Raw genomic sequence first — 16,941 nt, forward strand, 5'->3', positions numbered from 1 at the left:
CACAGTGCAGTACGCGGGAAAAGCCCAAGCGCGATTTTGCACGCCGCAAAAACGGCATGCAGAACCGTTGCCTTGTATCAAAAATCAGGCGCACGTCCTGGCTTTTGATGAAAATTTGTATGCTGCGCAAATATGCAAATTTTCTGTCGGATATGCGCCTTGCGGCGCGGTGATGGTGTACCGTTACGGTGCGCCTTATTTTTTTGCAAAAGGGAGGGGGATCGGTGGAACTGACCCGCTATTCGGTGATCGAGGGCAAGAACCCGCGCGAGATCGTGCTGCTGCGCGGCCGCGGCTGCGCGTGGCGGCGCTGCAAGTTCTGCGATTACCATTTGGACGCATCGCGCGATGAGCAGGCCAATCTTGCGCTCAACCGGAAGGCATTGTCTCAGGTCATGGGTGTGTTCGGCCGGCTGGAGGCAATCAACTCCGGCTCATTCGCGGAGCTGGACGAATCCACTGTGCGCGAGATCGAGCGCGTCTGCCGCGAAAAAGGCGTCCGCGACCTGCACATCGAGAGCCATTGGCTGTTCCGAAGGACGCTTCCCGCCCTGCGCGCGCGGTTTTCAGCGCAGGGCGTGCGGCTGCACGTCAAGATCGGTGTCGAGACGTTCGACGCGGACTACCGCGAGCGCGTGCTGGACAAGGGCATCGATGCGGCCGATCCCGCTGAAATCGCGGCCGATTTCGATGACTGCTGCCTGCTGTTCGGCCTGGCCGGACAGACCGCGGAGAGCATGGCGCGCGATATCCGCACGGGCCTTGCCTATTTCGACCGAGTATGCGTCAACATCATGGTTCCGAACACCACGTCTGTCAAGCCGGATCAGGCGGCACGGGACGCCTTTATCCATCAGGTGTATCCGCTCTATCGGGATGAGCCCCGCGTGGACATCCTGCTGGACAACACGGACTTTGGTGTAGGAGAACTGGAATGACAAATGAAATTTTACTGGCGGTTTCGCTCGTTGTGCTGTATGGGACGGTGCTTCTGTGGTTTTACCTGTTCGGTACGGGCGGGATGATGGCGTTCACGGTGTTTGCGACGATCGCGGCAAACATCGAGGTGATGATTTTGGTGGATGCGTTCGGCATGGAGATGACGCTCGGCAACATCCTGTTCGCAACGACGTTCCTTGTGACCGATATCCTGAGCGAGGTCGCGGGGAAAAAGACCGCGCAGCGTGCGGTTTGGGCGGGCATCGCGGCAAACGTGCTGTTTATCCTCGTCTCGCAGTCCTGGCTGCTGTATGCGCCGTCGGTGAACGACTGGGCGCAGGAGCCGATGCGGGCGGTGTTTTCCAATACGCCGCGCATGATGCTTTCCTCGCTTGCGGTATACGCGGTCGCGCAGATCTTCGACGTCTGGCTTTACCATAAATGGTGGGCCTTTACTGAAAAGCGCACGGGCGACCACCGCGCGTTCCTCTGGCTGCGCAACAATGGTTCGACGCTGGTTTCCCAGCTCGTCAACACGGTTCTGTTTACCGCGCTGGCATTCTGGGGAACGTATGACATGCCGACGCTGCTGTCAGTCGCGCTGTCGAGCTATGTAATCTTTATTTTTACCTCGCTGCTGGATACGCCGGTCGTATACGCGGCGCGGCGGCTGTATGAGAAAAAAATGGGCCGCGCGGCGCAGGAGGATTGACTGGTTTGCGTTTCCGCTTTGGCGAAAGCGGGGAAGCTGCGCCTGCGCGGCGCGGGCGGACAAGAGGGGAGAAACCAACGGTTTCTCCCCTTTTCACTCAAAATCCCCTATTTTTGCGGCTCTTGAGGTACTTTGCAGATGGTATACACCATTGTTACACCAATCCGCTACATGGCTTCAAGCAGCCTTTCCGCCTCGGCCCTCTCACTTTCAAGCGCATGGATATAGGTATTATAAGTGGTTGAAATATTCGCATGCCCCATCCACTTGCTTACCACGCTGATCGCAACGCCCGCTTTTAATGCGCGGGTCGCAAATGTGTGCCTGAGCTGATGGATTGTCAGCGGCTTGTCGATACCAGCGTGCTTTAACATACGGGCCAGCAGGCGGTGTATCCGTTCGTTGTTCAAAGGCGTATTGTTTTTTGAACTCGCTACATTGTCACTTGTAATACCATACTTTTTATAAATGGCTTTCAGATTTTTCAGCGCTTGTACAGCCTTACTATTTAATGGGACGGTGCGTTTACCGCTTTCTGTTTTTGTGCTTTTTACATGGTTAATATGCCTGGAACCGCTTTTACCCTGTCCGCGGTCTTTGATCCGCGCCAAATTCCTGCTTACTGTCACTGTTTTCCGCTTAAAGTCTATATCAGACCATTTGAGAGCAAGCACCTCGCCGCACCGCAGGCCGGTATGGACGATAAATATAATCAAATTGGCATGGGTCAGTACCGGCCGGCCGTTTTTGTTTTTCAAATTTGCGGTTTCTTCCAGCCTGCAGACTTCTTCATCTTCCAGCACAAGGATTTTCCTGGGCGGCTTGAAAAGCCCCTTTTTCAGCATAACCACATTATTTACAGGATTTTTGGCTATATCACCCTCTGTATAAGCGTACCGGAACACCTCGGCAAGCAGCGCACGGATTTTCTTTACGACTGTGTAGGAATACTGGCCGCTTTTTGTGTTCAGAAGCCTTTGAATATCAGCCGCTTTTATACTTCCAAGCTGGCAATATCCCAATACTGGTTCGATATGGTTTCTGTAAACTGCTTCGTACTGGTCAAAGGTGCTGCGCTCTACGGCATGGAACTTAAATGTATAAAGCCATTTCTCCATATACTCCCTGAAAAAGACTTTTTTACATTCAGAAATACCGCGCGCTGCATCCCGCTTCAACTCCCGCAGCCTGCGCTTTACTTCAGCTTCGGTTTTTCCATACAGGTACCGCGGTTTGGACATTGCTTCATCACGGTATTTTGCAACCCAGCGGCCGTCTTTCCGCTGGTAGATACTTCCCTCCCCATAACTACGGCTTTTCTGCTTTTTATCTGTTGTACTCATATTTATCCGCTCCTGTTCAGCAAAGGCGGCAGCGTACAACAACTAACATAGTTATTATACGCCATGCAGCCCTTTCAAAGCAACGCCCATGCCCCAATCAGTAGAAAATTTCACGTCCCTTGTTCCGTTCAAACCACCGGTCAAGCTCTTTTTCGCTTATCAGATAGTCCCTGCCCACTTTTACTACCGGCAGGACGCCGGAACGCAGCAACTGCCCCAGCTTGCTTTTTCCAAACGGGAATATTTCCAGCAAATCATCCTGTGTTAAAACCTTATAATCCATAGCTTTACAAACCCTCCTGTTCCTGCCTTGGATTGATATAGCATAATTCCTTTATTTTTGTGCGCTATGCCCGCTGTCTGAACAGACAGCAGCATGATATAATGAAACCGTAATAACCGTTTCTGTTTTCCATTGTGGGGTATGACTTTATGAAAAAACAAATCGTTTCTATCCTGTGTGCGGCGGCTGTCACCTGTTCGGCTGGGGCCGCCAGTGTTTCAGACCTTTCAGACGTCCGGCCTTCGGACTGGTATTATGACGCGGTCAACCATGTTTTTGAAAACGGCCTGATGAATGGCACATCAGATACGGCTTTCAGCCCGAACGCCACCACCAGCCGCGGCATGATCGTGACCATCCTGTACCGGCTGGCGGGAACACCCGATATGCCGGAAAGCAGCTGGGGCTATCCGTATGCGGATGTAGATGCAGCAGCGTATTATGGCACGCCGGTTTACTGGGCTCGTATGAATTCCCTTGTCACTGGATACAGTGACGAACAGTTTGGCCCGAATGACGCTGTTACCCGTGAGCAGCTGGCGGCCATCCTGTACCGATACGCGGACAGTCTGGGTCTTGATACGGATACTGGCTTCATACCGGATAAATACTACGATTTTTCGGACTATCAAACAGTCTCCCGTTACGCTTCGCAGGCCATGAACTGGTGCGTCAACAAGGGTATTATCAACGGCTCGGACGGAAAGCTGAACCCGCAGGGGACAGCCACCCGCGCCGAAGCCGCAACAATGCTGATGAACGCGGAAAGCATTTTACAGGCTGGAAGCGGAACGGAGACGCCGGACAAAACGCCCGCACCAGAGGACAATACCGGCAATGAGCCGGCCGGCGATCACGAAACCGTCACGGATGAAACCAGCCAGCGCCCAACCGGAAAATCAGCAGTAGACGAATACGGCGGTTATTGGGACTATGACCTCGCGAACGCCACATTCGATGCGATCAACGGCCTGCGCGAGCAGAACGGCTTAGACCGTCTTGCGTACTCTTTGCAGGTGCAGGAATGGGCGGATATTCGTTCCCGCGAGCTTTGGATAGTGGATGAACGGGACGGGGATATTTCGCATACCCGTCCAGATGGTTCAATGTTTGCAACCGTAGGAAAAGGCTGCAATACCGAAAATGCGCTGTTAGGTATACTCCCCATAGATGCGCAGGAAAACTTAAACAAATGGTACGCTTCCCCTGGACATAGAGAAAACATGTTGAATACACGTTCCAAAACAGCAGCAGTCTCCCTCTATGTGCAGGGCGAAAAGGTTTACGCTGTCCAGCTTTTCAATATCCTTTCCGCGGAAGAACTGAACCAGTTATGACATTGGAAATCCCCCGTTTGGAACGGGGGATTTCCTTTGCCCTGGACTATCAAATCCAGTATTCTTTGCCGTCTGTATCCAGCACATAGTCGTGCTCGTGCGAAACCTCAGTCACGATGCTTACAGACGAACCGCTTACATCAGGATAGCTTTGGATATGCCCGCTGAAGCCGGAGGTATCAGGGGCGGTATCGCGGCCGGTAAGCTGGCAGATCAGCTTCGCAAACGTCAGACGGGATACATTACCGCTCAGCCCCGCGCTGTTTCCCGTGACATACCGTACCAGCGTGTTAAGCTGGCCGTCCGTCGCCCAAATCCGCAGATACCCTTTTTCCGTAATCTCGTAATTTACTTCGTAATCTGTATCTTCGGTCATTTGCGTCGTATCGAACGAGCTTTGCGGCAGTACGCCGATGGAAACGAAATACTTCGCTTCTTCCGCGATATTGTACTCGTAATCCGGTACGGTCACAGTGCCGCGGTCCAGCCATGTGTTGCCGCCGTTTGAAATCAGGCGGTACGCTACGGTACACGCTTCCTGCAAAGAGATACGGTCCGAGGGACGCCAAAGCCCGTCCTCATACCCGTTGAATAGCTGGTAGTGGATACCTGTGAGCGGGTCAAGAACCGAACTGACAATCGCAATTTCAGGAGCTTTACCCACAGCATTTCCGTTATCACCCTCACCGGCTGCATAGTTGACATAGGTTTTCCCGCCCGCATCAGGCTTGAATTGAACGGTAAGCACAACCGTATGCACCTGTCCTGGTGCAATATCGCCCAGTTCCAAGGTGAAAACCTTATTGGCGAAGCTCCATTGATCGCTCAGGACGCCATCCACATAAACATTGTTTTGTAAAACAGGCGTCAGCATGGAGGTGTCCAGCGTATCTTTCAGCACAACGTTTTCCCATGTTTCGGAGCTGTTGTTGCCTGCCGTTATCGTGAAAGTTGCCGTCTGCTTTTCTTTCGATGCACCTCTGCTTACATCAACTACCGTCTTGTCCACGTCCTTTGCTACATAAAAGCCGGCAGGGCCAGCAGGATTTTTGTCCATCTCCGGCACGGTCACTCCACCGTCAGCCGCGGTATCGCCGCCGTTGTCGCCGGTCACATCCACGCTGTTTTGCAGCGTCGTACCGGCTGCGTTATCCATTACCTGGACTTCAAACGACACCACCACGCTTTCACCCGCAGCGAGATCGCCAACCAGTACAGACAGCGCGCTTCCGTTTAGCTTATACAGCGCCGACCTGTTATCGATATACACGCCGCCCACCAGTTTAACGCCTGCGGGAAGCGTGTCGTACACCACGACATTTTTCCAGGGTGCGGTTGCATGGTTGCCGTTCTTCACCGTGATCTCATAGGCGAACGTACCGCCTACCTCCGCTTCGGTCACACTTGCAGTTTTGTTCACAATCGGGTCCGCTTCGCCCCCGTCAATCTGTACACCGGCGTCCGGCAGGGGCGTTTGTTTATCACCGTCTGTCAGGATTGCAGTATTGACGATATATGCGCCCTGCATCCCCTCGTCTATGGTCACATCAAAGGTGTAAACGGCCTGTGTGTCCGGCGCAATCGCGTAGGGCGTAAGCGTCAGGGTACGGGCCGCGGAATCATAGGAATATTCCGTGGTCGCCCGCCCGTCTTTCCGGACGTTGCCTGCAAAGGTTACGCCGTCCGGCAGGGCGTCGGTCACAGACGCGCCCGTCCAGTCCGCCGTTGCAAGCGCGCTGTTTTCCAGCGTGACAGAATATGTGACCGTATCGCCCACGCGCGCCGTCGTCCGGTTTGCGGACTTTGCGCCCGCGTGTCCATCCGCCGCGCCGTCCTCTATGGTCACGCCATCGTCCGTACCCTCTGCATCTGGTGTGTTGCTGCCGGATGCAGCCGCCGTGTTCTCAATCGTCATGCCATAAGCAGTGCTGTTCACCAGCACATCAAAGCAAATGGTCTTTGTCTGGCTGGGTGCGATGCTGTCCAGCGGGACAGTCAGCGTATGGGCCGTATTATCAAACTGATAAGCCGCCGCATACCCGTCTACCGTGACATTACCCGAAAAAGTCAGGCCGTCAGGGACGGTATCCCGCATTACCACGTCGCGGATATTGACCTGCGCGCCCGCGCCGTTGGACACCTGCACCGTGTAGGTCAACCGGTCGCCCACTTTTGCCACCGGCGTATTGACTGACTTCACGACCGACAGGTCGGTGCGGCCGTCCGCGATCACAACGCCATCATCCTTATCCTGTACCGGCTCGGTGTTATCCGAAGTCAGGGTGGCAAGGTTCTGGATGGTACTGTTATAGGCGTCCCCGTTCACCGTCGCGGCGAAAGAAACCGTCTGGCTGGCGTCAGGGTCAATACTGCCAACATGCACGGTCAGCAGGCGGGCCGCTTCGTCATAGGTGTAACCGCTTGTCGGGCGGCCATCCAGCATAACCGAACCGTACTCGAACGTCAGGCCGGAAGGGATACTGTCAGAAACGGCCGCATTTTCCATCGGCACCGTTGCCGTTTCACTGTTTGAGAGCGTCAGGGTATAGATGATCTTATCGCCTACGCTGGCGGAGGACTTGTCCGCCGTCTTTTCGATACTGGGGCGGGCTTTGCCGTCACCCACTGCAATACCCTCGTCTGTGTCCTCAACATCTGGAATATTGTCGCCTGTCATAACTGCCGTGTTGTAAACCATCTTGCCATAGGCTGTATCATTCACGGCCGCCGAGAACGTGACAACCTTTTCCGTCGCCGGTTCAATGCTGCCCAGCGGCACGGTTAGGATGCGTGTTTCATTATCGAAAGAATACCTTGCCGCTGCGCCGTCCACCTGCACGCTGCCATCCACGAAATCAAGTCCGGCGGGGATAACGTCGGTCATGGCCGCGCCCTCGATCTTGTAGACCGCACCCTCCGCATTGCCATGCGTGACCGTATAGGTGAGCTTGTCGCCAACCATGGCAGAGGGCTTGTCCGCTGTCTTGGTGACATAGGGCGCGGTATCGCCTTTATTGATATGCACGCCGTCGTCCGTGTCCTCATACTTGCCGGTCTCGCTGCCGTTCCCGTCCTCCACGGTGCCGTTTTTACCCTGGGCAACAGCGGTGTTGAAGATTGTCTGGTTGTACATATCCGCATTGACCGCGGCTTTGAATGTTACCGTTACCGTCTGTCCCGCGGCAATGTCACCCAACTTGACGGTAAGCTGGCTATTTTCAAACGAGTGCTGCGCCGCCTTGTTATCTGCGTACACGCTGCCATCTATGAATGTCAGCCCATTCGGTAGTGTATCCGTAAGCACGACCTCTTTCCACGCGGAAGAAGCCGCTTTATCATTGGATAACTTCACGGTGTAAGTCAGGGTATCGCCCACGTTGGCGGTTTTGACATTCGCTGTTTTTTCGATGGAGGGGATTGCATCCCCGTTCGTGTATTGATAGGTGATCGTGCGGATATAGCCGCGGTACTCATAGGCGGGAATGGCCCTGGGCGAAGTCTCGGCCCTGCCTGCCGTCGTGACAGTCTCGGCCAGTTCCCTGCCGCCGGAGTCCACAAACTTCTCGATGATGATGTTATATTTGCCGTCATGGTAAGACAGGCCATGCCATTCTTCCGCGCTGTGCGGAACGGTAGCTTCCATCAGGCCGCAGTAGCCCCAATGCTTTTCCGCCAGATCGTTGTACGGGCATTTCACGCCCAATTCTTTCAGCTTGTCCAGTGTAACGCTGCGGTTTATCATACCGTTTACCAGCCGCACGACTTCGGCTCGGCTGATTGGTTCGTCCGGCCGGAAAGTGCCGTCTGGATAGCCCTCCGCCCAGCCTGCACCCGCAGCGGCATTGATATAGCTGTACGCCCAATGACCGGCCGGAACATCCTCAAAGATGTTGCCGCCCTTGTAGTCCAGTCCGGCAAAGCGCGCGGCCATGACTGCAAACTCGGCGCGGGTAACAGGTGCGTCCGGCTCGAATCTGTGTTCATTCGTACCGTCTACAATGCCAATATTATACAGCGTTTCCACTTCCTTGTAGAACCAGCGGCCGGTTTTTACGTCGTCAAACGTATTGTTTGACATGCGCCGTTCAAACGCCGGATATTCGCTGTCATAGAGGCGGTAAAACACCGCTGCGGCTTCCGCGCGGGTCATGGACGCATCCGCGCGCACGCTTTCGTCTGGATAGCCGATAATATACGTCAGGTCCTTGTGGGAGTAGATATATTCGACACTTTCCGTGTAATCGGTGTAGGTGTAGTTTGCTATCTTCTGCGGATGCCGTTCCTCATGCGTGACACGGTACGTTTCCGGTTCGGTGATTGCTTTTCCGTTCTCCGCGTCAAGAAACTTTGCGGTGACCTCGGCAAGCGTACTGGCGTTATCCTGCGCGGCAAACGCCGTGGCCGGAAGCGCCGGTACTGAAAAGAGCAGGGCCAGCCACATAGATATGGCCCGTTTCAAGTGTTTTTTCAAAAATGCCATTTTCCCATCCCTTTCTGTTCTGGTCTCGTTTCGGGCTTGCTGCATGGGCACCCCATGCGCGGAACAGCACATGGGAACCACCCCCTTTTTTCAAATTTGGCTTATCTATGACAAAACCGCGTGGAAGCCCACGCGGTACAAGCTGGGCTTTATCCGTGAAAGCCCTCGATTTTCATTTGCCCGTCTATATTCCGGTCCTGCATCCACCAGCGGAATACATCCTCGCCGGTCGTCCCTGCCCGCCATGAACCGTCCAGTTTACCGCGCGCCGCACGTTCTGACAGCATCCGGTCAAATGCGCGGATGTAGGCGCGCTGATACGTTGGGTACCGCCCAAACTCAAAAAAGCGCTTCCGCCGCCCTGCCATGGGGCAGCCGACACAGCCGACACGATGAAAACCGTAGCCATACAGCGGATTGACGGTGATCCTCTCCGCTCGGATATAGGACCATACATCATAGTCCGTCCAATCTACGATAGGGTTGCAGACCCGTTTCGCCTGTATTTTGCAGTTTTCAAACAGGCGGCGGGTATCCGTGTTATCGTTATTAATAATGACCTTTTTGCTTATATCATGCGGCACGCTTTCGTAGACACCGCGATTGTTCCGGCGCTTGACGCTTTCAGACCAGCGGACGCCGGTCACGATCATGCGTCCGACGCCGCCCGTTTCTTTCAGGACCGCACAACAGTAACGCACTGTCCTTGTAGGCGGCATGAGCTTTTGCGGGATAAGCGTCCACATATTGACCGGTACGCCCTTGTAAACCGGATAATTGACAGTGCATTTCACTCCCGCAAGTTCCAGGCGCCGAAACGTATCCCGCACATGGTACATGGTTTCCGGCGCGTCCACGCTGGTATGATTGTGCATGACCTCGTATCGGATACCGGAAGCGGCGGCAAGGTGCAGGCATACGTCTGAATCCTTGCCGCCGCTCGTGGCAATTACCAGAGGCTGGCCGTAATATGTTTCACTCATTTGCGCTGCCAGACGCAAACGGTCTACCGCTTTGTGCGTCAGGTCCATGACTACCGCCTGCGGTTATAAAACTCTTTCGGCCTGGGCGGTATTTCCGACCAGAAGATACACGCCCCGTAAAGCTCATGCCGGAAGCTGTCCCTGCCAAGGTACAACTGCACGTCCATTTTGCCGTTTGGGTACAGGCACAGGACCTTGGAATACTGTTCCGGCAGTTTCTTATTTACACTAACCCATTTCATTTGATTTCCCTCATTAAATCGTTATGGAACAGGAAAGGCCGGAGTGGGAACAGGGCGCCCCCCGTTTCCGCTTCCGGCCTTTCCTGTATTTACCTGCAATTATTTTATGCAATCATATATATCATCAACTGCCTTTCGACGGGGAGAAAAACTCCCTCTACTTATAAGGTCACTTACACGGCAAATGCGAATACCCTGAACAGGGAAATTAGAAATATTTTCGCATGGCTTTCAGGCCGCGCTGGATAGACGCCTGTACCGCACGGCAGGTAACGGCTTCTTCTGCGGCGATATCCTGTACCGACTGTCCCAGCAAATAATGTGCTTCAATACGGCGTCCCTGAGCATCCGGCAAAGCATTAAGGGCGTGGCATAATTTTTGGTATTCTTCCATCAGCACAAGGCATTGCTCCGGTGACAGTTCATGCAAAGAAATAAATCGTTCGGTATTCGTTGATGCATCCAGAGAAATGACTTTGTTGCGTTTCATGCGCCGGCTGTATACGGATTCATACCGCTTACCTGCACAAAGCTCTGCGGCAATTTCCTCCGAAACATTAATCAATTCATCTGTTATGTACCAGTAATAATAGTCCTTTAAGTTGATTTCCACCTTTTTATCCTCCATTTCGATTGTTTGTTGAATCGAAATGAAGCGGGTGGGCCGCGGCAATGAAACCAAGAGCTATAAATACTTGTTGCGCTGCTGCTGAATACAGATAATTTATGCAGCCTATCGAATAGAACGCATAAGGACAAAAAGTAGCACAATAAAAAAACAGGAGTTAACGCATTGTCGCAATAGATAAGGAAAAGATTATCTTATTGATACCTCCACGCTGTTTACCTAAAAATAAAGCGCCCAGAGAGTTAACCTCTCTGGGCGCTTATAAATTTTACTTGACAATTAGCAATCAGAACGTAATTGTATTTGTTTTGATCTGCTTTGTGTAACCATCAGCATAGAACGTAACATTTGCATAATAGCGATGACCCTTGGTAGCGGGCACGGCGCAGCTATCCTGATACTCAATCCCCGAAGACATGGGGCCGGCATAAATTTTGTTGCTGCCTGTCGTTACATCATACAGCTTAATGGATTTAATGCCAAGCTGGCTGTTGATAGTGTTGGTCTTTACATAAAAATCCAAATACAGGGTAGACGACGTAGCACTAAGCGATGCTTCCGTTTTCCTAAATTCTTTGCTTTCATATACCGCAGCCTGTGCGCTAAAAGACAACGCACATACGACCAGTAAAAGAACCGAAACCATTCTCTTAATCTTGTTTTTCATTTTTTAATTCCTTTCGTAAACGGAATCCACGATCTGTTTCATTTTTTCAACCGATACTGGGCCGCCGAACGAAACCTCACGATTTCCTATGAGCGCCACAGCATATACATTCTCCAAATTATGCATGATGTACCAATCGATGTCTCCTACCGTATAGGTTATTACCGGCCTGTCGTCCTTTTCGAATACTCCGTTGCTGGCTCCTGTCATCATCATAGCGTCAACCGAAAAAACATATTCGCTTTCAGGGTTTGTGTAATAGGCAGAGAAATCCGTTGTATTGTCTCTATAATCTTTGGTTACGCGAACCTCTGCCTGAACAAATCCCTCTGGAAAGACGGTCGGAAAAAGCTTTTCCGAAACGCCAAATGCCTCAGCCGTTTCAATGATATCGCTATTGACGATATAGATATATTCCATCGTATGGGCTTGATTCCATTCAGAAGATTCTTTTTCCAAACCCAAAGCGGCAACATCTGTATCTGGTATGTTGGCAAATTGGGACTCTGATTCGGCTGCCGGAAGCGGAAGTGGGTTCTCGTTCGAACCAAGCGTCGCATTCTGGTCGTATAATGGCTGTTTTTCCTGCGGAATCTCCGTATAGGTTCCGCGATCGTATTCCGGCATGCCGGTACGATTCTGCGATGAGCCATCAGGATAGTAAACGATATTTCCATCTTCGGATGTTTCAAAATCAGATTTACGGAAAAATCCGAAAGTTTCTTCACCCCATTTTGCGGCATAACTGAACATGCTATGTCCAAAAGCTGCTATACACATAGCATTTAAGATTATAATTACCGCAGCAACTACGACCAAGCGGTACCCCCATCGTTTCCGGCGAGAGTTCTTGGCTGTTTTTGCAGACTGAGCTTTCTTCTTTTCATCCAGTCTCGCAATCAGCAGCGCATGTTTACTGCGAAAACGATCTAAAGAGGCTTCCACATCAATTGGTTCTTTCGGTTTGGCAGCATCACCTAAAGCATCTAAATACTCATGGAATATCTTTTCATCAAAATTAGATTCATCCATTTGATTTACTTTTGCTTTCAGTTCTGCTAAATGCTCATGGTCCGGTAAGGAGTTATTCTGTCTGGGGTTCTCCATCCCATAGCACCTCCCATATTTTCTTTCATCTGAATAACACGGAAACACAAAAAATTGTGACGGACATTTTTCTATCAGCCTAATTTTTTTCGTTCCCGTTCCATGAGTTTAGCGCAACGCTTTTTCGCTCTATGCATCTGCGCACGAGTCGCATCATAGGAGCGGCCAAGCCTTTTAGCAATTTCCTCATATTCCATGCGTTCTTCATACCGCCAAGTGAGGAGTTGACGATCTTCCGGTTTCAAATCCTTTGGTAACGAATCTTGAAAAGAAACCATATCCTGCTGTTCCGCAGCGATTTGCGGGACCTCATCTAAAGATACTTCATTATGACTTTTCTGTTCACGCAATTCGTTATATGATTGATTCCGCACTACTGTAACAAGCCATGCAAAGATATTGGTATGGTTTTGAAGGTTGTCCTGTTCTGTAAGTAAAATGAGGAACGCTTCATGTACTATTTCCTCCGCTAATGCATCGCTTTTGACAATGGACTTTGCATAACCGAAAAGGTCTAAATAATATTTGCCATACAGATCATCAAAATAAGACTTGTTTTGATTATCCAAAATCCAGTTCCCCCCTTAAATGCTTATGTAGATTCGCCGCTTTGAAGTGCTTGAATTTGTTTCACCAGCAAAACAATCTGTTCCAAGACTCCAACATCAAATTGCTTGGCCGCAAGTATCCCCAAAAGCTGATTAAGATGCGCAACTTTAACTGTATTAGGCAGGTTTGCACCTACAATACTGTTGGCATCGGCTCCCAATGCATAGCAGATCGACAGCAATGCAGGCAAACTGACTACCGTACCTCTTTCTACATTACTGATATGCTGCACAGAAAGACCTGTTTTCTCAGCAAGCTTGGACTGTGACCAACCTTTTTGTTCCCTGAACAGGCTGATGTTTCGACCGATTTCTGCATAGTCAACCGTAAATTCCATAGATGTGTTCATCCTTTCGAGCGTCGAAACAATTTTAAAATAGTCTCGCTCGGCGGAAAACAATCTATACCAATAATACTATTATTGCAGTTCTATTTTACGGCGTTTTTCAAAAATTTTCAATAAAATAAAATTTAAGCCTGTTTTGCGTAACCCATCCAATTAAATAACACATAAATCGACTATTTGTGACGAAAAATTCAAAAAAATATTTCTGGAGAAATTTAAGTTTTTCGTCACAAATGAGGATAACTTGGTGTTATTTAGATAGAGGGGGAGAAAACATTCATTATCTTTTCGAGCGTCAAGAAAGATTATCTAAATATTCTCCCTCTCTACGTTAGAGAATAAAGTTCCAGATTTTTTGTTGGCGCGAAAATACTTGGAACAATTCTTAATACCTACAGAAAGAAGGGATATTTTAATTCAAAAAGCTAAACATTTGATCGCAAAAACGAGAGTTAAAGTAGTATGAATTTTATTTAAGAGTCTAGTTCATTTTGCAACTCAATTCTCTATTGTCAAAACGGGAGGCTCGTAACATGAAGCAGATAAAAGATATGTTTTTAATTCGCAAAGCAATGTCATTTATATTAATTCTATCCCTATTAACCGTCCCTGCTTTTGCCGCTACAAATACTAAAAGCGCCAATTTTAGTTGTAATAGCACACCACCGTCGGGATTTAATCTTTTTCACCCGACTACAGGATCGATCACTGGCACCTATAATTCTGCCTCTACAACCGTTTCCACTAAGGTTAACTTCAGCTATACCACAGCAGCAGTGTCTAAAATCAATGCATACAATACTTCTAAAAAGTATACTGGTATTGATATAAAGGATGTCGGGAATTCTTTCCATGCGTATTCGGTTACAAGTACCGCGCCAAATATTAAAACAGACATTGAAACGAATAGTGGCCATGACTATTACAATGAAGCCGAAATTGTCATATTTGGCTCTTTAACTGCTGGAAAAACCTATAGCATGACAGCTTCCTGGACCGACTATCGCAAGGGTTTTCTCAGCAACGTATTTAGAGTACATGCCGAGCTGAGCGAAAAAGGTGTTTCAGATTATAACGTTATTGCGGGAGGCTATAAACAATTGGCCGATCTATCTTATGGTAAAACCGCAGGGTATCCTTGAACTGTTCAACTAACTTATCACGCTTAGACAGAAACGGAGGTTTTATTCATGAAAAAGTTTTGGGGATTAAGTATTGTTGCGCTATTGCTTTGTCCAACTATACTATTTGGCAGCTTCGCAAGTGCAGATAGCACCTCTCCCATAATACAGCCGCAAAATATCCAAACTCGTAATCAATTGGCAGAATACGTTGATAACATAAATAATATCAATCACACAATAGATCAAACAGTGGAATCCTCTTCCCACATTGCGGCTACTATTACTTTTTCCCAATACCTCTCTTTTGATGAACTGCAAACTTATATCAGCAATTATGATGTTGAATTACAACAAATTCAACTCAGGGGTATAATGGAAGATGGCACACGAGTAACTATCGCAACGCTTACCGATAAGGGTATGGAATATACCGAGAATTTGATGTATACTCAAGCGGCAGAACAAAACTTTAATCTGGTTGGGATTACAGATGTATACGCATACATTTCTCCTAATCAAATTGATGAATTATCAAATGATAATTTAACATATCTGGTCGATACCTCGGGAAACGATTCTGGTAATGGAATTACAGCCGTAAATGACGAGAGTGGAGCGACTTCGTCTTCGGTATTCCCGAAATCCTTAACTTGGGAGCTTGAAGAACTGGGTTTGCTGTAAAAAGGTAGCATCATGCGGACAAAAATTATCATAGGCTTAGTAATTCTTGTTTTTATCTTTTCCGGATACTGGTTATTGAGTCCCGTCGAATATCAGGTTCCTCCTGAATATGATTGCTTGCATATTTCTGTTTCCGGTGCGCCAGCATTTGAAATCAGCGATCCTGATACAGTAGAATCTCTAGTTGAAGCTATTAACTCTACTACCTACAGGAAACGAATGCAGCGTATTACAGATGCTCCAGAGAACTTAGCGGCAGTAATTCAACTCGTAGATCGTGATACAAACACATCCGTGGTCGATGTAATTGTCCTGTCGACATATGAAGGGAATCATTCTTTTGGAATATCTGATGGGGACAAGGATTTGATAGCGGTTTCCCCTGATCTGTTAGAAACCTGTATTGATTCTCTGATAGACAGGGTTCAATAAGCACCGGTTCTACAAAGCCCTTAACCGAATCGCATGCTAACGTAACGTCAGACAAGCAACACATCTGCCTTATGATATGCAGATGTGTTGCTTGCTGTTTTTATTTTGTTATACGAATGAACGGTTTATTTTCCAATTGCCGCTCGCTTTTTCAAGCTGCAGCTTGAACTGAGAAACCAGCGTCATACCCGTGCGCCGGTCAAGGTACTGCACCGCTGTATCGGCCGTCACAGTATCGTCCTGTCTGGTGTAGACCGGATTTACCAGCCCCGCGAATACATAGCTTTCATTTTCAATCACCGGCAGTACGCCGCCGCTTGCATAGTAAGAAAGCTCCTGCCCGCTGGCCGCAGGATACAGCTTGAAAAACGCAGTCAAAAACTCCGTGATCTCGGCGCTTTCCTGCGCGGATACCGTGCCGTCCGGCTCGGCTACTTTGGGTGCATAGCCGGACTTTGCAGGCTTGCCCGTTATCGTCGGGTTCCGGATAATCACCATATCGCCCGAATCATCTGCATAAACGCAAACCTCGTATGCAGATGTTACAAGCCTGCTTTCCGTCCCATCCGTAATATCCTGCGATACCGTAAAGATAACGGAATACGCGCTGTCCCCAGCTTGTTCCACAGACCAGACCTGTACATCCTGTACCTTAGAGGATACCGGTATGTCGCTGCGCACCGTATCCGCGTTCAGTGCCTGCAGCCCGTCCGTGAGGTAGTATTTCAGGTTTTCCGTCCGTTGCTCTATTGCAGCCGCAGATTTTTCCCACGAGTAATATACCCTGGCAAAGTTGGTTGTAAAGCTCTCGATTGCATTTGTGTCCGTGACTTCCGCCTGCACCACCGTCGTTTCATGGACGGTGTGCGTATCCACCGCGGTAAAATCCTTATACACCGCGAAAGCAAACGCGCAGACAAGCAGCGCCCACAGCGCGGTCACCACCGGCCGCCGCGTCCCGATATGCAGGACGCGCGGCTTTTTTTCTTCTGCCTGCTTTTTGTCTCTATTCTGGAACATATCATTTC

17 protein-coding genes are annotated in these 16,941 nt (G+C 49.7%); 6 read left to right on the forward strand and 11 right to left on the reverse strand.

Annotated elements, in window-relative coordinates; genetic code table 11:
• Nucleotides 1–224 precede the first annotated feature (224 nt).
• Nucleotides 225–938 (forward strand): radical SAM protein, encoded by a 714-nt coding sequence (locus tag DBQ51_RS09345; RefSeq protein ID WP_307718891.1) that lies wholly within the window; start codon nucleotides 225–227, stop codon nucleotides 936–938.
• Nucleotides 935–1,651: a queuosine precursor transporter gene (locus DBQ51_RS09350; protein ID WP_107631377.1), complete on the forward strand. Its 717-nt coding sequence runs from the start codon at nucleotides 935–937 to the stop codon at nucleotides 1,649–1,651. The genes DBQ51_RS09345 and DBQ51_RS09350 overlap by 4 nt, the downstream gene beginning before the upstream one ends.
• Before the next feature lie 167 nt (nucleotides 1,652–1,818).
• Here the strand turns inward: DBQ51_RS09350 and DBQ51_RS09355 are convergent, their stop codons facing one another.
• Nucleotides 1,819–2,994 (reverse strand): tyrosine-type recombinase/integrase, encoded by a 1,176-nt coding sequence (locus DBQ51_RS09355; RefSeq protein WP_107631378.1) that lies wholly within the window; start codon nucleotides 2,992–2,994, stop codon nucleotides 1,819–1,821.
• Between the two features lie 97 nt (nucleotides 2,995–3,091).
• Complete coding sequence (locus DBQ51_RS09360; RefSeq protein WP_107631379.1) at nucleotides 3,092–3,277, reverse strand: helix-turn-helix domain-containing protein; 186 nt, start codon at nucleotides 3,275–3,277, stop codon at nucleotides 3,092–3,094.
• 149 nt (nucleotides 3,278–3,426) lie between these two features.
• Between DBQ51_RS09360 and DBQ51_RS09365 the strand changes: the two genes are divergently transcribed.
• Complete coding sequence (locus DBQ51_RS09365; RefSeq protein WP_107631380.1) at nucleotides 3,427–4,614, forward strand: CAP and S-layer homology domain-containing protein; 1,188 nt, start codon at nucleotides 3,427–3,429, stop codon at nucleotides 4,612–4,614.
• Between the two features lie 49 nt (nucleotides 4,615–4,663).
• On the opposite strand, the gene DBQ51_RS09370 is transcribed toward DBQ51_RS09365, so the two are convergent.
• The 8 genes from DBQ51_RS09370 to DBQ51_RS09405 all read right to left on the reverse strand — a co-directional run bounded on the left by DBQ51_RS09370 (nucleotide 4,664) and on the right by DBQ51_RS09405 (nucleotide 13,667).
• Nucleotides 4,664–9,094, reverse strand: a complete 4,431-nt coding sequence (locus DBQ51_RS09370) for an isopeptide-forming domain-containing fimbrial protein (protein WP_159068135.1) — start codon at nucleotides 9,092–9,094, stop codon at nucleotides 4,664–4,666.
• A gap of 149 nt (nucleotides 9,095–9,243) precedes the next feature.
• Nucleotides 9,244–10,125: a phosphoadenosine phosphosulfate reductase family protein gene (locus tag DBQ51_RS09375; RefSeq protein WP_242977881.1), complete on the reverse strand. Its 882-nt coding sequence runs from the start codon at nucleotides 10,123–10,125 to the stop codon at nucleotides 9,244–9,246.
• 2 nt (nucleotides 10,126–10,127) lie between these two features.
• Entirely contained in the window at nucleotides 10,128–10,319 is a 192-nt protein-coding gene (locus DBQ51_RS09380) for a hypothetical protein (RefSeq protein WP_107631382.1), read from the reverse strand.
• A 208-nt stretch (nucleotides 10,320–10,527) separates the two neighbouring features.
• Nucleotides 10,528–10,932 (reverse strand): RNA polymerase sigma factor, encoded by a 405-nt coding sequence (locus DBQ51_RS09385; RefSeq protein WP_159068136.1) that lies wholly within the window; start codon nucleotides 10,930–10,932, stop codon nucleotides 10,528–10,530.
• 301 nt (nucleotides 10,933–11,233) lie between these two features.
• Nucleotides 11,234–11,614, reverse strand: coding sequence for a hypothetical protein (locus tag DBQ51_RS09390; protein ID WP_107631384.1), 381 nt, complete (start codon nucleotides 11,612–11,614; stop codon nucleotides 11,234–11,236).
• 3 nt (nucleotides 11,615–11,617) lie between these two features.
• Nucleotides 11,618–12,721, reverse strand: a complete 1,104-nt coding sequence (locus DBQ51_RS09395; protein ID WP_107631385.1) for a DUF4367 domain-containing protein — start codon at nucleotides 12,719–12,721, stop codon at nucleotides 11,618–11,620.
• Nucleotides 12,722–12,795: 74 nt separating this feature from the next.
• The gene (locus tag DBQ51_RS09400) at nucleotides 12,796–13,290 is read right to left on the reverse strand and encodes an RNA polymerase sigma factor (RefSeq protein ID WP_159068137.1); all 495 of its coding nucleotides are present in this window, start codon (nucleotides 13,288–13,290) and stop codon (nucleotides 12,796–12,798) included.
• A 23-nt stretch (nucleotides 13,291–13,313) separates the two neighbouring features.
• Nucleotides 13,314–13,667, reverse strand: coding sequence for a helix-turn-helix domain-containing protein (locus DBQ51_RS09405; RefSeq protein WP_107631387.1), 354 nt, complete (start codon nucleotides 13,665–13,667; stop codon nucleotides 13,314–13,316).
• A 542-nt stretch (nucleotides 13,668–14,209) separates the two neighbouring features.
• On the opposite strand from DBQ51_RS09405, the gene DBQ51_RS09410 reads away from it, so the two are divergent.
• Genes DBQ51_RS09410 through DBQ51_RS16565 form a run of 3 tightly spaced genes read left to right on the forward strand, consistent with a single transcriptional unit; the run spans nucleotide 14,210 to nucleotide 15,913 of the window.
• Nucleotides 14,210–14,818 (forward strand): hypothetical protein, encoded by a 609-nt coding sequence (locus tag DBQ51_RS09410; RefSeq protein ID WP_107631388.1) that lies wholly within the window; start codon nucleotides 14,210–14,212, stop codon nucleotides 14,816–14,818.
• A 48-nt stretch (nucleotides 14,819–14,866) separates the two neighbouring features.
• Nucleotides 14,867–15,481 carry a hypothetical protein gene (locus DBQ51_RS09415; protein ID WP_107631389.1) on the forward strand — a complete coding sequence of 205 codons (615 nt, stop codon included), beginning with the start codon at nucleotides 14,867–14,869 and terminating at the stop codon, nucleotides 15,479–15,481.
• A gap of 12 nt (nucleotides 15,482–15,493) precedes the next feature.
• Complete coding sequence (locus DBQ51_RS16565) at nucleotides 15,494–15,913, forward strand: hypothetical protein (protein ID WP_159068138.1); 420 nt, start codon at nucleotides 15,494–15,496, stop codon at nucleotides 15,911–15,913.
• A gap of 108 nt (nucleotides 15,914–16,021) precedes the next feature.
• Here the strand turns inward: DBQ51_RS16565 and DBQ51_RS09420 are convergent, their stop codons facing one another.
• On the reverse strand, nucleotides 16,022–16,933 hold the full coding sequence (locus DBQ51_RS09420) for a conjugal transfer protein (RefSeq protein WP_107631390.1): 912 nt from the start codon (nucleotides 16,931–16,933) through the stop codon (nucleotides 16,022–16,024).
• Between the last annotated feature and the right edge of the window lie 8 nt (nucleotides 16,934–16,941).

The organism is Agathobaculum massiliense (assembly GCF_900291975.1).
Classification (GTDB): Bacteria; Bacillota; Clostridia; order Oscillospirales; family Butyricicoccaceae; genus Agathobaculum; species Agathobaculum ammoniilyticum.

Coding starts and splice junctions, on each gene's coding strand:
- DBQ51_RS09350 (WP_107631377.1), top strand. CDS start 935: ATGACAAATGAAATTTTACTGGCGGTTTCGCTCGTTGTGCTGTATGGG.
- DBQ51_RS09355 (WP_107631378.1), bottom strand. CDS start 2,994: ATGAGTACAACAGATAAAAAGCAGAAAAGCCGTAGTTATGGGGAGGGA.
- DBQ51_RS09360 (WP_107631379.1), bottom strand. CDS start 3,277: ATGGATTATAAGGTTTTAACACAGGATGATTTGCTGGAAATATTCCCG.
- DBQ51_RS09365 (WP_107631380.1), top strand. CDS start 3,427: ATGAAAAAACAAATCGTTTCTATCCTGTGTGCGGCGGCTGTCACCTGT.
- DBQ51_RS09370 (WP_159068135.1), bottom strand. CDS start 9,094: ATGGCATTTTTGAAAAAACACTTGAAACGGGCCATATCTATGTGGCTG.
- DBQ51_RS09375 (WP_242977881.1), bottom strand. CDS start 10,125: ATGGACCTGACGCACAAAGCGGTAGACCGTTTGCGTCTGGCAGCGCAA.
- DBQ51_RS09380 (WP_107631382.1), bottom strand. CDS start 10,319: ATGAAATGGGTTAGTGTAAATAAGAAACTGCCGGAACAGTATTCCAAG.
- DBQ51_RS09390 (WP_107631384.1), bottom strand. CDS start 11,614: ATGAAAAACAAGATTAAGAGAATGGTTTCGGTTCTTTTACTGGTCGTA.
- DBQ51_RS09395 (WP_107631385.1), bottom strand. CDS start 12,721: ATGGAGAACCCCAGACAGAATAACTCCTTACCGGACCATGAGCATTTA.
- DBQ51_RS09405 (WP_107631387.1), bottom strand. CDS start 13,667: ATGGAATTTACGGTTGACTATGCAGAAATCGGTCGAAACATCAGCCTG.
- DBQ51_RS09410 (WP_107631388.1), top strand. CDS start 14,210: ATGAAGCAGATAAAAGATATGTTTTTAATTCGCAAAGCAATGTCATTT.
- DBQ51_RS09415 (WP_107631389.1), top strand. CDS start 14,867: ATGAAAAAGTTTTGGGGATTAAGTATTGTTGCGCTATTGCTTTGTCCA.
- DBQ51_RS16565 (WP_159068138.1), top strand. CDS start 15,494: ATGCGGACAAAAATTATCATAGGCTTAGTAATTCTTGTTTTTATCTTT.
- DBQ51_RS09420 (WP_107631390.1), bottom strand. CDS start 16,933: ATGTTCCAGAATAGAGACAAAAAGCAGGCAGAAGAAAAAAAGCCGCGC.